21 protein-coding genes are annotated in these 14672 nt (G+C 58.9%); 20 read left to right on the top strand and 1 reads right to left on the bottom strand.

The window, feature by feature from the left end:
* The first annotated feature begins 615 nt into the window (after positions 1–615).
* From P0H77_RS18545 to P0H77_RS18485, 13 genes are all read left to right on the top strand, one after another.
* Positions 616–1086: an STY4534 family ICE replication protein gene (locus tag P0H77_RS18545; protein ID WP_006785950.1), complete on the top strand. Its 471-nt coding sequence runs from the start codon at positions 616–618 to the stop codon at positions 1084–1086.
* Between the two features lie 60 nt (positions 1087–1146).
* The gene (locus P0H77_RS18540) at positions 1147–1683 is read left to right on the top strand and encodes a single-stranded DNA-binding protein (RefSeq protein ID WP_004115562.1); all 537 of its coding nucleotides are present in this window, start codon (positions 1147–1149) and stop codon (positions 1681–1683) included.
* Between the two features lie 64 nt (positions 1684–1747).
* Positions 1748–1990 carry a DUF4160 domain-containing protein gene (locus P0H77_RS18535; RefSeq protein ID WP_004115560.1) on the top strand — a complete coding sequence of 81 codons (243 nt, stop codon included), beginning with the start codon at positions 1748–1750 and terminating at the stop codon, positions 1988–1990.
* The gene (locus P0H77_RS18530) at positions 1974–2222 is read left to right on the top strand and encodes a DUF2442 domain-containing protein (protein ID WP_004115558.1); all 249 of its coding nucleotides are present in this window, start codon (positions 1974–1976) and stop codon (positions 2220–2222) included. Before P0H77_RS18535 ends, P0H77_RS18530 begins: the two co-directional genes overlap by 17 nt.
* 136 nt (positions 2223–2358) lie before the next feature.
* The gene (locus tag P0H77_RS18525; protein WP_276158690.1) at positions 2359–3024 is read left to right on the top strand and encodes a PilL N-terminal domain-containing protein; all 666 of its coding nucleotides are present in this window, start codon (positions 2359–2361) and stop codon (positions 3022–3024) included.
* Positions 3021–3779 carry a hypothetical protein gene (locus P0H77_RS18520; protein ID WP_276158689.1) on the top strand — a complete coding sequence of 253 codons (759 nt, stop codon included), beginning with the start codon at positions 3021–3023 and terminating at the stop codon, positions 3777–3779. The genes P0H77_RS18525 and P0H77_RS18520 overlap by 4 nt, the downstream gene beginning before the upstream one ends.
* A gap of 11 nt (positions 3780–3790) precedes the next feature.
* On the top strand, positions 3791–4513 hold the full coding sequence (locus P0H77_RS18515; RefSeq protein ID WP_276158688.1) for a TIGR03759 family integrating conjugative element protein: 723 nt from the start codon (positions 3791–3793) through the stop codon (positions 4511–4513).
* On the top strand, positions 4492–5127 hold the full coding sequence (locus tag P0H77_RS18510) for a lytic transglycosylase domain-containing protein (protein WP_276158687.1): 636 nt from the start codon (positions 4492–4494) through the stop codon (positions 5125–5127). Before P0H77_RS18515 ends, P0H77_RS18510 begins: the two co-directional genes overlap by 22 nt.
* Before the next feature lie 5 nt (positions 5128–5132).
* Positions 5133–5654, top strand: a complete 522-nt coding sequence (locus tag P0H77_RS18505; RefSeq protein WP_276158686.1) for an integrating conjugative element protein — start codon at positions 5133–5135, stop codon at positions 5652–5654.
* Positions 5654–6226, top strand: coding sequence for a restriction endonuclease (locus P0H77_RS18500; protein ID WP_276158685.1), 573 nt, complete (start codon positions 5654–5656; stop codon positions 6224–6226). Before P0H77_RS18505 ends, P0H77_RS18500 begins: the two co-directional genes overlap by 1 nt.
* 10 nt (positions 6227–6236) lie before the next feature.
* Positions 6237–6725 (top strand): hypothetical protein, encoded by a 489-nt coding sequence (locus P0H77_RS18495; protein ID WP_276158684.1) that lies wholly within the window; start codon positions 6237–6239, stop codon positions 6723–6725.
* Complete coding sequence (traD, locus tag P0H77_RS18490; RefSeq protein ID WP_276158683.1) at positions 6718–8817, top strand: type IV conjugative transfer system coupling protein TraD; 2100 nt, start codon at positions 6718–6720, stop codon at positions 8815–8817. The genes P0H77_RS18495 and traD overlap by 8 nt, the downstream gene beginning before the upstream one ends.
* Entirely contained in the window at positions 8810–9568 is a 759-nt protein-coding gene (locus P0H77_RS18485) for a TIGR03747 family integrating conjugative element membrane protein (protein WP_276158682.1), read from the top strand. Before traD ends, P0H77_RS18485 begins: the two co-directional genes overlap by 8 nt.
* Positions 9569–9658: 90 nt before the next feature.
* Here P0H77_RS18485 and P0H77_RS18480 read toward each other — a convergent pair whose 3' ends face one another.
* Positions 9659–10006, bottom strand: coding sequence for an FxLYD domain-containing protein (locus P0H77_RS18480; RefSeq protein ID WP_016808262.1), 348 nt, complete (start codon positions 10004–10006; stop codon positions 9659–9661).
* Between the two features lie 184 nt (positions 10007–10190).
* Between P0H77_RS18480 and P0H77_RS18475 the strand changes: the two genes are divergently transcribed.
* Genes P0H77_RS18475 through P0H77_RS18445 form a run of 7 tightly spaced genes read left to right on the top strand, consistent with a single transcriptional unit; the run spans position 10191 to position 14666 of the window.
* Positions 10191–10538, top strand: a complete 348-nt coding sequence (locus P0H77_RS18475) for an RAQPRD family integrative conjugative element protein (protein ID WP_276158681.1) — start codon at positions 10191–10193, stop codon at positions 10536–10538.
* Positions 10538–10780, top strand: a complete 243-nt coding sequence (locus P0H77_RS18470; RefSeq protein ID WP_004115536.1) for a TIGR03758 family integrating conjugative element protein — start codon at positions 10538–10540, stop codon at positions 10778–10780. The genes P0H77_RS18475 and P0H77_RS18470 overlap by 1 nt, the downstream gene beginning before the upstream one ends.
* A 35-nt stretch (positions 10781–10815) precedes the next feature.
* A complete protein-coding gene (locus P0H77_RS18465; protein ID WP_004115535.1) occupies positions 10816–11202 on the top strand; it encodes a TIGR03745 family integrating conjugative element membrane protein in 387 nt (128 codons plus the stop codon).
* Between the two features lie 12 nt (positions 11203–11214).
* The gene (locus tag P0H77_RS18460) at positions 11215–11571 is read left to right on the top strand and encodes a TIGR03750 family conjugal transfer protein (protein WP_004115534.1); all 357 of its coding nucleotides are present in this window, start codon (positions 11215–11217) and stop codon (positions 11569–11571) included.
* A complete protein-coding gene (locus P0H77_RS18455) occupies positions 11568–12227 on the top strand; it encodes a PFL_4703 family integrating conjugative element protein (protein ID WP_004115533.1) in 660 nt (219 codons plus the stop codon). The genes P0H77_RS18460 and P0H77_RS18455 overlap by 4 nt, the downstream gene beginning before the upstream one ends.
* Entirely contained in the window at positions 12227–13177 is a 951-nt protein-coding gene (locus P0H77_RS18450) for a TIGR03749 family integrating conjugative element protein (protein ID WP_276158680.1), read from the top strand. The genes P0H77_RS18455 and P0H77_RS18450 overlap by 1 nt, the downstream gene beginning before the upstream one ends.
* A complete protein-coding gene (locus P0H77_RS18445; protein ID WP_276158679.1) occupies positions 13167–14666 on the top strand; it encodes a TIGR03752 family integrating conjugative element protein in 1500 nt (499 codons plus the stop codon). Before P0H77_RS18450 ends, P0H77_RS18445 begins: the two co-directional genes overlap by 11 nt.
* Positions 14667–14672: the final 6 nt, after the last annotated feature.

Genomic DNA, 14672 nt, shown 5'->3' with positions numbered 1-14672 from the left:
TTCACTGTACAACCCCGGGGCGGGTTCTGCTATTGTTGCCAGGCTTTGATGCATAGGTGCCCCGCTGGCCACGGTGCTGTAAGGTAAACTTTAACGGGATTTACCCGCAGCAGGCCTGGCAGGAAGTTATTGCACACTAACTGACCTGTAAGACGCATGCACTCCGTGAAAACCGCGTCGGGATTATTCCCCGGAGACAGATGAGACGACCGCAGGTTAAGGCACTGACCCCAGGGCACCGGAAACGGTGCCCTTTTATTTTTACGGATCACGTTTTCCATTTTGACCGTTGACATTCCGGGAGGACGGTTTAATTATAAAAGTGCTAAACCGTCGTTCATACGACCACCAATGATTCAGTAGCCTGTGAGAATCGCCTTCGGGTGGCTACAGCGAAAGCTCCTGTAACCTGAAAGGGAGCAAACTTTGGTACATCTGCGCACCTTTGAAAGCAGATATCGCCTGTACAAGCGCATTACGACGCGGCGATGAAGGTTCCTTCAACATACCAGACTCTCAGGATTCAACCGATCCTGACCCCCGACGGGAAACCACTCCCGTCAGGGCAGATGGTTTCTCCGTCGTACCTATTTTTACCTCCATGGAGAAAACATCATGTCTGCAAACAACACTTCTGCATCTGCAAAATCTGAGTACTTCAACCTGACTATCAAAGGCATCGGGTATCTCAGCAACATTCGCCAGGTTAACCATCAGAATGGCTCGTTCCTCAGCTGCGTAATCAATGCACTGAGTGGTCCGACTGATAATCCGGCCTACGTCCGTTTTGACATTTCTGTCGCAGGTAAAGAGGCAACCAGCCTTATCGCCCGCTGCCAGAAAGCCGTCGATGAAGACAAGAAAGTCCTGTTGGGCTTTAACCTGAGTAACCCGTCCACGGACATATTTACGCTGAACAAGGGCGACCATGCCGGCGAACAGCGCGTCAGTCTGAAAGCCCGCCTGATAAAGGTGGACTGGATCAAAATAGGCCAGGAAATGGTTTACAAGACTGAAAAATCTGACTCCGTGCCGCCGCAGAATGGCTCTGCCGCACAACAAAACTACGCAGAAAACTCATTCTGATGCGCACCTGACACACCCCGTTCGCGGGGTGTTCCTTTATTCCTTACAGGAGAAATGATTATGTCCTCACGCGGCGTTAACAAGGTTATTCTTGTCGGAAACCTCGGCCAGGATCCTGAAGTTCGTTATATTCCTAACGGCAGCGCAGTTGCCACCCTTTCGCTGGCCACGTCTGAGAGCTGGCGCGATAAGCAGTCCGGTGAACAGAAAGAAGTGACCGAATGGCATCGGGTGGTTATTTTCGGCAAGCTGGCAGAAATTGCGGGTGAATATCTGCGTAAAGGCTCCCAGGTTTACATCGAGGGCCAGCTGCGCACACGCAAATGGACCGATCAGGCCGGCCAGGATAAATACACCACAGAGGTGGTGGTCAATATTGGTGGCACCATGCAGATGCTTGGCGGTCGGCAGTCCGGCAGCGGTCAGAATACGTCTTCCCGGAATGACTGGGGCCAGCCTCAGCAACCTTCCGGACCGACTCACAGTGGCCAGGCTTCCGGCAGCAGTGCCGGTGCGCCACCGATGGACTTCGATGACGATATACCGTTCATTGGATTCGGGTATGGAGTACCAAAATCGGCAATCCATGCACTCTGAACAGCCTTTATGGTAGTTGCTCTGAACTTACACATAATCCGGTCAGCATTTAAGGATAACTGACATGCCTGTTATACTGAGGATCAACGGTTTCCGGTTCTTTTTTTATTCTAATGAAGGTAACCCGCTCGAACCTGCACACATTCACGTAATGAAAGCAGGTAGTGAAGCCAAATTCTGGTTAACGCCATCAGTGGTACTGGCCAGTAACGATGGGTTTAATTCACGGGTATTAAAAGAACTGACGGGGATCGTTGAAGATAACCAAGCATTGTTTCTGGAGGCCTGGAATGACTATTTCAGCTAAACGGGTCAGCTTCGATGAGGCCACGATGTGGGTTGAACTCAACGACGCCCGTACCATCGGTGTGCCGCTGGCATGGTTTCCACGCCTGTTGCATGCTTCAACTGAACAGCTTAACAGCTATGAACTGAGTCCCCGTGGTATCCACTGGGACGCGCTGGACGAAGACATTTCTATTGCGGGTTTGCTTGAAGGCCGCGGCGATGTGACCCATCGTCCCCATAAAGTAGCCTGACAGCGCGCTATTAGTGAAAAACGCTGGCTTTTGCCGGCGTTTTTTTTCATCAACGGAAAATCAGTTGTTAATTGAGTGAAACCGGACCGATTCCGCACAGTGAGGGCTGTTTTATCACTGTACAGGAAAATTCCGGATGAAACGTAACACCTCTCACAACGTATTTTCACCAGGCAGGCTTGCCACTGTTCTTCCTCTGCTGCTCCTTGCGGGCTGTGTTTCCCAGCCGCAAAAGTTGCAGCAACGTGCGCCTGCGGACCCGGCACCCGGCACCACCGTCACCCGCAACGTTCAGCCGGTCTCTCCGGACGAGTATGCGCGGACGCCGGAAGTGGTGCGCTACGATCGTTATCTGCTGGTCAGTACCGATCCGCAGGCGGCCCAGCGTGACCCTCTCTCGCAGATTATTGATATTCGCATCCCGTCATCCCTGCATCCTACTGTGGCGGATGCGCTGCGTTACGCCCTGCGCCAGTCAGGTTATTCCCTTTGCGCGACCGGCTCCGCCAACGGCGTGCTTTACCGCCAGGCATTGCCGGCAGTCCAGTACCAGCTGGGCCCGATGCGCCTGCGTACTGCCCTGCAGGTCCTTGCCGGTCCGGCCTGGCAGCTTGAGGTGGATGATGTACAACGTGTGGTCTGCCACAGCCTGCGCGACGGCTACCAGCTGCCGGTCTCCCAGCTTCCGCCGCCGGTCAGCAGCTGGTCCACGCCTGCGCCGTCAGCCGTGTCACAACCGGCCATCAGCGCCCCTCAGTCCGTCCCCGTTAAACCTGTCAGCGGAGGGTTTCTGAGAAAATGAGCGAACAGCAACCATTCCATACTGACCCCGCGCCGGCCCGTAAAAGATTCAGCTGGCGTCCACGCCGCCGCCTCATCTGGGGCGCTGCCGCAGGTGTGGCGCTGGCTGGCATTCTGGCGCTGGGCTACACCGCCTTCAGTCTGGGCATATCGAACCTTGATGAACGCCTTACACGCCTTGAATCTCAGGGCAGTACAGCGGCCACTGCTGAGACGGTCGCGGCCCTGCAGTCAGATGTGACCATGCTCAGAGCCGGTCTGCAGGACACCCGGAAAACACTGGGTGAGATGCAGCAGGAGCTGAGCGCAGCAGCGAAACAGGCCGGCAGCGACGATGCCGTGCGTCAGTCATTGCGAACTCTTCAGGAGGCACAGCAGGGGCTGGAAACCCGCCTGAGTGCGCTGACTGAGCAGCTGACAGCGCTGAAATCACAGCCGGCACCCGCACCCGCCGCACCTGTCGCCGCACCGGTCAAAAAAAACGCGCCTGCTGCAAAAAAGCCCCGTCCCGCTGACACACGTCGTGCTGCTCCGTCCCTTCGCCTGGCCCGCAATGCGCCTTTTGTGCTGACGGGTGTGGAGAAGCGGGGGGCAGAGTCCTGGGCTGCCATCGCGCCCCGGGGCTACAGCAGCCTGTCGCAGGTGGCCCTGGTCGGAGAGGGCGAAACCGTTGCCGGCTGGACGCTGGTCAGTGCCGGTTATGGTGAGGCGACGTTTCGGGTTAACGGCCGCCTGACCGTGCTCAGAGCAGAATAACGGAGCGAATAATGAAACTGAAACATACCTTTTTAGCCGCCATGCTGCTGAGTCCCCTGACCCTGGCCGCGACCACATCAGGACAGACGGATGTCAGCCGACAGGAATCAACACAACGGGCGGACTCCGCACAGCAAAACCTGCAGCAGCAGGCCGGTCAGTGGGGACTCAGTGCCGACGATTATCAGCGTTATCAGCAGCTGATGAAGGGACCCCGGGGTATCCAGTCGCCGGGTCTCGATCCGCTTTCCACCCTCGGTATCGAGGCGCAGACGCCGGTAGAGCGCCGTAAGTTTGCTGAAAAGTGGGTCAAGGAAGAGTTTGCCCGCACCCAGAAAGAGCTTGATTTCCAGCGTGAGGTGAACGCGGCCTGGCAGCGCCTGTATCCGGGCACACTGCCGGTCAATATGGGGAACGCCTCCGGCGTGGCGCACGACAGTGGTGGCCGGCTGGCGCTGTTCGTCAGGTCAGAGGACTGCGCCACCTGCGACGCGAAACTGTCTGCCGTGCTGGCTGACAACCGGCCGGTGGACATCTATCTGGTCGACAGCCAGGGCAGTGATGATGCGCTTCGCAGCTGGGCGCGGGACCATCACATTCCCGTGGAAAAGGTCCGCAAGCGCCAGATCACGCTTAACCACGACGGCGGACGGTGGATGCGCTTTGGTAACGGTCTGATGCCGGTTTTACTGCAGCAGGCGGGAGACGGTAAATGGGCAATCGCAGCATTCTGACCGGCGCGCTGGCGCTGGGCTTACTGATGGCGGCCGTCCCTGACGGCCATGCTGACCAGACGGTGCCGGAGGGTTACGTCCGCGTGGCCATGGCGCACGGCGTGCCCCCGGAAGCGCTTTACTCGGTCTCACTGAGCGAGTCTTCGCGCAGACTTCCCCGCGGCGTGCGTCCATGGCCCTGGACCATCAATGTGGCAGGCAAAGGGTATCGCTATGAGACGCGTCTGCAGGCCTGGCAGGCGCTGCAGGTCTTTATGAAGCGTCACCCGCTTAAGCGCATCGATGTCGGTATTGCCCAGGTCAATCTGGGCTGGAACGGTCATCATTTTGCCTCGACGTGGGAGGCGTTTGACCCTTACACCAACCTGAACGCCGCCGCCACCATTCTGCGTGAGTGCTGGGCGCGTAAGCCCGGCAGCTGGCTGGATGCGGCCGGCTGCTACCACCATCCCGCAGGTGGTCAGCCTGCTGCACGTTACCGCACCATTGTGAGAGGGCATCTGGCAAAAATCAGCCCTGCACCCCGCATTTCTGCGCCGGCAGCTGAAGCGCCCCGTTCGGTTGCTGCGCTCACCCCCGATCCAGGCTTCGTCTGGACTGAACCCGGGAGATAACCCTGATGAAAACGCTGTCCTTACTGCTGTTTACCCTCCTTCCCCTGACCGGCCATGCTGAACTGAACGTGATTGCTGATCTGGGCGGTGAAGATGCTGCGCCGTATTTTGAGGCCGTTAATAAACAGCCCGGTATGAGCACGGGAAACGACACCACATCTTCACCCCCGTCACCCGTGCTGCAGGGCGAGGCCGCCATGCTGCCGGTATTCACGCCGGAGTTGCGCCCGGGGAGCATTGCCGACCGGCCGCTGCAGCTGCCCGGCATCGGGGCGTTGTTTCTGGTCGGGGATGATGCCCTGTCCCGTGACTGGCTGAAGGCTAATGCCGGTGAGCTGGCTGAACAGCATGCGGCCGGGATGATAGTCAACGTCACGGACATGGCTGCCGTGCGTGAGCTGCGCGAGCTGGCACCCGGTGTCAGTCTGGCCCCGGCTTCCGGCAGCGAGCTGGCCCGTCGCCTGCAGATTGCGCATTATCCGGTACTCATCACCGATACCGGCCTGACGCAGCAGGTTAAGCCGTAATGAGCGCGCCATATATCAACGGTCTGCTGATGGCGCACCCTTACGTGGCGGTCATACTGGTCGTCCTGTTCCTGGTGGTGATGGCCTTTCTGAACCTGCGCGGGCGGGAGAAAGCCAGCACCCGCCGTCACCGGCGATACCGGGCAACGGCGCGGCGGGTACTGAATAAGCTTAACAGCCTGCCGGGAGACGGGCAGCGCCTGACTTATCTGCGCAAAATCAGCCCCTATGTCTTTGAAGAGCTGTTGCTGTCTGCCTTTGAACGTCAGGGGCTGACCGTGGTGCGCAATGCCTCCTACAGCGGTGACGGCGGCCTTGATGGCCAGGTCATCATCGACGGCGAGCACTGGCTTATCCAGGCCAAACGGTACAGCCGTGCTGTTTCCCCCGCACATGTTGAGGACTTTGACCGGCTTCTCCTGCAGACCGGCCGCCGCGGTATGTTTGTCCACACGGGCCGCACCGGAAAGATGAGCCGCGCCATTCGCACGGCGTCACCGCGCCTGCGCATCATCAGCGGGCAACGCCTGCTGACCATTCTCGCCGGGCAGGACGTCCGGCAGTATCTCTGAGGAATCATTTATGCACATCATCCTGAACAGCCTGCGCTGCGCTTTGTGGCTTGTGTTCTGTTTATTCCGTCATGCCGTTTTCGTGCCTGCGGCTTTCGGCGGTGTCTGCCTGCTCGCCTGGTTTGTTTTCGGCCATCCGGTCAGTGACCTGAACGACCAGTTGCAGAAGGAGGCAACGGCATGGCGCACCGCGCCGCCCGGACATTACATGTGCGAGGAATGCCCGGTGCCTGATAATGCGGCTCCGCCTGAGGCAAAGCCGGCAGCCTGCACCGTCACTGCCGTCTCCACAGAAACCGCGGCGAACAATTACCTGCTGTCATTGCGGGCCGTATGGATCATTTTTTTCATTCTGTCGAATGTCCTGTATGTGCTCTGGCGCTTACTGGCGGATGCCCTGCGTTATCACTCTCAGCCCTGCAGGGAAGCCGGCTCCGCAAAGGGGACGTATACCCTCAGGGCCGACGGTAAAATCATAAAGGAGGCAGACGATGAGTAACCGTTATGTCATTGAGGCCCTGCTGCGTCCGGCCGTTGAGCTGAATACCGCCGTGGTATCGGGCATGGCGGCGTATGTCTGTGTGCAGGCACCCTGGGCTGTCGCTCTGGCTCCGTCTGTCAGCTATGTCACCGCAGCCGGGTTTGCGGCGCTGGCCGTCACCCGCACGCATCAGGGGATGAAGATTATTCGTTACCGCCGGAATCTCCGCCGCCTGCCGCGCTATGTCATGAGCACTAAACAGATCCCCGTCAGTCATCGTCGCCTGTTTCTCGGCCGGGGGTTCCGCTGGACGCAGAAACACACCCAGCGCCTGCAGGATACGCTGCGCCCTGAAGTGGCCCGTTACCTGCAGCCAAACCGCTTTTACCTGGGGGCGCGTCAGCTCGAATTGCTGACAGAGCACCGTCTGCCCTGGCTGGGCAAGCTGCTGAGTGCCGATACGCCGCTGAACCCGGTGCGGCCATTACCACCGGTGGGCGGGAATCCGGCGCTGCACGGCATCGAGCCCGATGAAAAAGACGTCACCCTGGCCCTGGGGGAGCGCGTTGGCCATACGGTGGTGTATGGCACCACGCGCGTCGGGAAGACCCGGCTGGCAGAGCTGCTGGTCACTCAGGATATCCGGCGGGGTGAAGTCACCATCGTGTTTGATCCGAAAGGCGACGCAGACCTGATGAAACGCGTCTGGGCAGAGGCCCACCGGGCCGGGCGCGGGGATGAGCTGTATATCTTTCATCTCGGCTGGCCTGAAATTTCAGCCCGTTATAATGCCGTCGGGCGTTTTGGTCGCGTGTCAGAGGTGGCGTCCCGCGTGGCCGGTCAGCTTTCAGGGGACGGCAATAATGCCGCCTTTCGTGAATTTGCCTGGCGGTTCGTCAACATTATTGCCCGTGCGCTGGTTGCCCTGGGTGAACGCCCTGACTATACGCTGATTATGCGCTACGTGAACAATATCGCCGATCTCTATATCCGCTATGCGGAAAAAATCATCCAGGCGCAGCTGCCGGCTCTGCAGACGCAGATTGAGAATAATCAGCAGGTGCTGGGAGAGGACGACGTGCCCCGTAACATGCAGGGTCAGCCGGATGCCTTACGTATCTGGGCCATTGAGGTTGCCCTGAGTTCAGAAGAGGGAAAAAAACTCTACGATCCCATCCTTGACGGGCTGCGGTCAGCGGTACGTTATGACCGTACTTACTTTGACAAAATCGTGGCGTCGCTGCTACCGCTGCTGGAAAAACTGACTACCGGCAAAACCGCTGAACTGCTGGCTCCTGACTATCTCGATATGGATGACTCACGGCCCATATTTGACTGGGAGCAAATCATTCGTAAAAAGGCCGTGGTCTATGTGGGGCTCGATGCGCTCAGTGACAGTATGGTAGCGAGCGCGGTGGGCAATTCCATGTTCGCCGATCTGGTGAGCGTGGCCGGCCATATCTACAAACACGGTATCAATGCGGGCCTGCCGGGCGGGAAAGAAGGGAAGTCCCTGATTAACCTGCACTGCGATGAGTTTAACGAGCTGATGGGCGATGAGTTTATCCCTCTCATCAACAAAGGTGGCGGTGCCGGCATGCAGGTGACGGCCTATACCCAGACGTCTTCTGATATTGAGGCACGCATCGGGAATGCGGCCAAGACGGCCCAGGTACAGGGTAACTTTAACAACCTGATTATGCTGCGCGTCAGGGAGAACCGCACCGCCGAGCTGCTGACCACGCAGCTGCCGCAGGTGGAGATTTACACCAAAACGCTGGTCTCCGGGCACCAGGACACGGCAGATGTCAATGCAGACCAGGACTTTACTTCCAGCACCCAGGACCGCGTCGGGACGGTAAAAGTCCCGCTGCTGGAGCCGGCCGATATCGTGACGCTGCCGAAAGGGCAGGCGTTTGCCCTGCTGGAAGGCGGGCAACTGTGGAAAATCCGCATGCCGCTGCCTGCCGGGGACGCTGATGATGTGCTGATGCCGGAAAGCATCGAGAAAATAGCGGAGGAGATGCGGCGCAGTTATCACAGCGGCGAAACCTGGTGGCGGGACGGTCCGGCCCTGAACGTGCCGGTCGCAGGAGGGGAGAATGGCTGAGGTAAAACGTCCCCCACAGCAGCAGACGCTGCCGGAGCGCAAACATGGCATCCTGTATAACCTGCTCTGGGGCTGGCCGTGGGCCCTGATAGGCGTGGTGCTGTCCTCGCTGCTGCTGAGCCTGCTGATTGAATATATCGGCATCGCCTTCTTCTGGCCGGAAGCCGGGGCGGCGCACAGTGAAGCGGTTATGAACACCGAGCTGGGGTGGCTGTCCACGGAGTTCACCCGCAGCCTGCTGCTGTCTGAGCCATCGGTGACGGTTGTGCGCTGGGTGAGCACCGCCTATCAGTGGGCCTTTGTGGACAGTGGCTTCCTGGACTGGGTCCGGCAGCAGTATGCGCATCAGATGCACAGTGACAATGCCGTCACCCGGGAAATCAACAGCTGGAGCGGCTGGCTTGCCGGCTATCTGCGTGAATACCTGCTGGCCACGGTATGGATAAGCATTATCACCCTGGTACGCGTCACCATCCTGGTGCTGTCCGTCCCGCTGTTTGTGCTGGTCGTGGTGGTGGCGCTGGTTGAGGGGCTGGGGCGGCGTGATCTGCGGCGTTATGGGGCCGGGTATGAAAGTTCTTTTGTCTATCACCATGCCAAAAAGCTGGTCAAACCGGCCGCTGTGGTGCCCGCCATGCTGTACCTTTCCTGGCCCACGGCAGTCTACCCCAACCTGCTGTTGTTGCCGGCGGCTGTCCTGCTGGGTATCGCCGTGACCGTGACCACTGCCTCATTCAAGAAGTATCTTTAAATCAGGGCTGGACGGAGGCGTGCAAAACTTGTTTTGCGCGCCTGCCGTCAGCAGACAAGCCATGAAACGACCGTTACTGGCGCGTCAGTGTCAGTTATTAAATACCGTCAGTTCTGTCACTTTGAAGCTGTCTGGCTTGTTGGTTATGCTGTCGTAGGGGGCCTGTAGCTTCCATTGCTGACCCGGCTCCAGATTTTCAGCCATCGCTGCCGTATTTCCTATTACTGCCCCATTCTGAAGCAAGTTGAATTTGACAATTACAGTCTTCACAGGCCCACCTGACACGTTTGTTCCCGTGCCTTCAATTTGCTGCAAACCATTTGCTGCTGTGGCGAAATGCAGGTCTGAAAGCTGGACTTTGCCAGTACCGTCGGCCGCAAGAACAGGGCCGGTAATCAGTGCAGTGATTAACGTGGCCTTCAGAACAGTCTTCATCATTTTCATTTTCCCTCTGTTTACCGTTGAGTTTTCTTAATATCACAATGAACCTTTATTTACAGCTAAACCTGCCACCGGCACTGACCTGCAATTAATTTTGAAATTCCTGTTTAGGGTTTATCGCTGACCCGACGCTCTCTCTTCCGCATCCTGTCCGCACCCCTTAATCCTTCTGGAGGTGCGTATGAACTCACATCGTCCGGCCATGCGGCGCAACCGTCGTGTCCCGGGCATCACTGGCCTGATATTGCTGACCTTTCTGGCATCAGCTGCTGCACAGGCATCCGAGAAAGACGAGCTTGCGTCTGTTCAGCGTCAGCTGGACCAGGTTCAGGCGTCGCTTGAACGGGCCCGCGTGGCGGCTGCACAGGCCGACCCGGCTGACCGTGGCCGCTTTTTCTTTGATTACCGTCAGGCCACATCCGATCTCAACACCATCCGCAGCGGCATTGACCGCTATCTGGAACCCTCCCGCGCGCAACCGCGTGACCCGTCTTATGTGGCCGGTAATTACCGGCGGGAGCGGCCCTGATGTCCATGACATCCGAACAAACGAACGCGTTTAAAGCCGGCTCCGGCAGTCTTGATGTGAACATCCTTCATCTGCTCTGCATCGGAGCACTGCTGGCGTTTCTTTTTTTATGGGCCGCGTGGGCGCTGTCGGATGTCTGGACCGGCTGGAGTAACACCAAAGTGCGGGACGCGGCCCTGGGGCGTTTTGCCGTCCGCACCGTGCTGCTGTTGCTTGTGTGTATCTGGATGTTTGCCAGTTAACCCGATTATGAACGTTAAGTCAGGAGATGAATTCCATGCACCATTCTGAGTCTGTTGTTGCCCGCCTGCGCCGTTTCGCCAGTCGTACGCTGACCCGCGCCGGTACGCTTGCCCTCCTGGGCTGGCTCACCTGCAAACCGGCCTTTGCGGACTTGCCAAGCGTTGAAGCGCCTGAGTCCGGAGGCGGAAGCGGGCTGTCCGGACAAATCAAGGGCTACCTGCAGGACGGCATTGTTATCGGGGGGCTGGTCGTGGCGGCCGTTGCCTTTATCAACGTTGCCATTGCCGCCCTGCACACCTTCACCGAAGTCCGCAATGAGAAAGCCACCTGGACCAAATTCGGGGCCATTGTGGTGGTGGGTGTGGTTCTGCTGGTTGCCGTTATCTGGCTGCTCGGCAAGTCTGCCGACATTCTGCTGTAGGAGCCTGCGACGATGCAGACCATTCGTTTTTTACCTGACCGTCTCAACAGTGAGCCCGTGGTGTTTCGCGGGTTTACCACCCATGAGATGGGGCTGGCTGCCCTTGCCGGCGCGGGTGCAGGTCTGCTCCTGTCACTGCCGTTTATCCCGCTTGCCGGCTGGGTTGTTGTTCCCACCGGCCTGCTGGTCATGCCGCTGCTGCTCGTCTGGTTCGGCGGCCGCTGGATGGCCAGGCTCAAGCGTGGTAAGCCTGAGAACTGGCTCTGGCAGCGACTGGAGACGAAAAAACGCCGGCTGGGGATGGGCAATCCGAAACTGATAGTGGATGCCCGGGGCTGGTCAGTGAAACGTAACAGGAGAGCCTCATGAGCCGTTTTCGCCATGCGGTAAAAGACCGCGACCAGCATATTCAGACGCTGCGCATCGCCTGCGCCGTGCTCGCCTTTTTCCTTTTATTCACCTGTGCCGGCTGGATGCTGGCACCCAGCAAGCTGACCGTGCATAACCCGCCGGATTTACGTACCGGCAGCACGCGGCCCTGGTGGGAAGTGCCACCCCCGACGGTCTACTCCTTTGCGTTCTACATTTTTCAGCAGCTCAATGCCTGGCCGAAAAATGGCGAGGTGGACTATTCCGCCAAAATCAATGCGTTGTCGCCGTATCTGACGCCGTCCTGTCAGGATTTCCTGAAAGCGGATGCAAAGAAACGCGGTGACGCCGGGGAGCTCACCGACCGCGTGCGCGTGGTGTATGAAGTGCCCGGTCGCGGTTACCAGTCACAGAGCGTGACCGTACAGGATCGCGATCACTGGATTGCCCGCCTGGACGTGGTGGCCGATGAATATTTCCATGCCGAGCCGGTCAAACGCGCCCTGGTGCGTTACCCGCTGAAAGTGGTGCGCTGGGAAGGTGATGCGGAGCGCAACCCGTTCGGTCTGGCGCTGGACTGTTATGCCGGTGTGCCCCAGCGTCTGGAGGCGGCACCGCCTGCACCTAAACCGGAGAAGTCAGGAGTGTTTCAGTGATGAGTAAAAAACCCCACTACCGCGCCGGGCTGATGGCGCTGTCCTTCGTCCTGCTGCCCCTGGTGACACTGGTATCACGTCCTGCCGGCGCAGATGAGCTGATGAAATGGGAGCGTATTCCGCTGCAGATCCCCCTGAAGGTGGGGCAGGAGCGGGTGGTCTTTGTGGACAAAAACGTCCGCGTTGGTTTTCCGCCGGCGCTTAACGGCAAACTTCGGGTGCAGAGCACCGGCGGGGCCGTCTACCTGAAAGCCGACAGCGCCTTTCCGCAGACGCGGGTGCAGCTGCAGGATGTGGAAAGCGGCGAGGTTCTGCTGTTTGATATCGCTGCCGGTGAAAAAGGGCCGACTGAGCCGGTCCGGCTGGTCAACAGCGGTGATGTCAGCACGCTGAGTCACGCCGGCGATGCGGCCGGTCAGCCAGGTGGTGCAGACCGGGCTGCTTCCGGATCAGGCTCATCTGCTCCCACCGGCAGCGATGACGGCACCCAGGCAAAGCGTAAAAAAATCCGCTACAGCGCCCCCATCCCGGTGCTGCTGACCCGCTATGCCGCTCAAAGCCTTTATGCTCCGGCACGTACGGTCGAGGCGGTCCCGGGTATTCATCCGGTCAACCCGCATCTGCCCCGACGCGTCAGCACGCTGTATCCCTCTGAACCATTAACGGTCACGCCGCTGGCTGGCTGGGGCGTGGCAAACCGCAGCGTGGTGGCACTAAGGCTCACGAACACCGGCAGCCGTAAAGTCGTTCTGGATCCGCGTGCGCTGCAGGGACAATTTGTGTCCGCCACCTTCCAGCACCGCTGGGTCGGTCCGGCCGGCACGCCGGAAGACACCACCACGGTGTATGTGGTGACCGCCGGTCGTCCGGAGAGCGCATTTATTGCTGAGCCGTCTGCGCTGCGTAAAGCGGCCCGTGCGGTAAAACAGGAGGCCCGCCATGCAGATTAAATCTAATGCCCTGGTGAAGTTTATCGTGCCGGCCGTGGTGATTGCCGGGCTGGCCGTGGGGCTCAAAAGCTGCAAAAACGAACCGGCAGAACAACCTCAGGCAAAACAAAGCGGCTCCCTGAAAAACCTCTCGCCGGATGAACTGAAGGCGCTGGGTGTGGAAGGCGACACGCCGGAGGACACCCTGCGCACGCTCATTGGCCGGCTGAATGATGTGCGTGACCGCCAGAAAACGCTGGATAAGCAGAACGCGGATTTGGTGAAAGAAAACGAGCGGTTGCGCCGGCGCAATCAGGACGTATCAGGGCAGGTGAATGAGGCCGTTAATGGTCTGCGCGAGCAGTACGACAAACGTCAGGCGCAGCTTCAGAACGAACAACTGAGCCTGACGGCGAAAATCCAGGAGCTGACTGACAAACTCAAAAAGCCTGACACCGAGAAAAAAACGGCGGACAGTGATATCCCGCTGGGGCTGGGCCTGGACGGCATGGGCAGCAGCACCGGGGGGAGCGCTTCTCAGGGCAGCGACGGCATGATGTGGGTCGCGCCGACGGACCAGAAAGAGACGGATCCGCGGGATGCGGCCAGCGGCAAAGCCTCACCTCAGTTCCCGACCTCTTTTCTGGGGGAAAATGAGCTGACCCGCCAGAAAGCCGCTTATGAAGAGAAAGTGAAGGGACGTACCAATGAAAAAGGGGCGGAAGAGAGCGCCGAGCCGGTTTACACTCTGCCGGAAAATTCCACGCTGGTCGGCAGCCGCGCCATGACGGCACTGCTTGGCCGTGTGCCCATCAACGGCACCGTGACCGATCCTTATCCGTTCAAGGTGCTTATTGGTAAGGATAACCTGACGGCGAACGGCATCGAGCTGCCGGACGTCGAAGGGGCGATTGTTTCCGGGACGGCCAGCGGTGACTGGACGCTGTCCTGCGTACGCGGGCAGGTTAACAGCGTCACCTTTGTTTTTTCCGACGGTACGGTGCGCACCCTCCCCAGACCAGACACCAGTAACAACGCCGGCGGGCAGAATAATAACGCTCAGGCTAAACAGGATACCGGCACCAGTGGCGGTATCGGCTGGATTTCGGATGAAAACGGGATCCCGTGCATTGGCGGCGAACGTAAGTCCAATGCCTCCACCTACCTGCCCACCATCTTTGGCCTGTCGGCTGCCGGTGCGGCGGGTGAAGCGATGAGTCAGGGGCAGTACACGACGCAGAACAACGTGAATGGCATTTCCGCCACCATGACCGGCGACGCCGGACAGGCGGCGCTGGGGAAAGCCATTTCCGGCGGTATGTCTGAAACCACCGACTGGATCAAACAGCGTTACGGGATGACGTTTGATGCCATTTATGTGCCGCCCGGTGCCCGTCTTGCCGTGCATATCACCCGTCAGCTGGCCATTGATTATGAAGATAAGGGCCGTAAGGTGCGCTACGACTTCACCCTGCCGGGTGGCGTCAGTGACAACGGCGGACTGGACTGAGTACAC

It is taken from the genome of Superficieibacter sp. HKU1, assembly GCF_029319185.1.
Classification (GTDB): Bacteria; Pseudomonadota; Gammaproteobacteria; order Enterobacterales; family Enterobacteriaceae; genus Superficieibacter.
The sequence above is the reverse complement of the archived record's forward strand: the minus strand, read 5'-3'. Positions and strand labels throughout refer to the sequence as shown.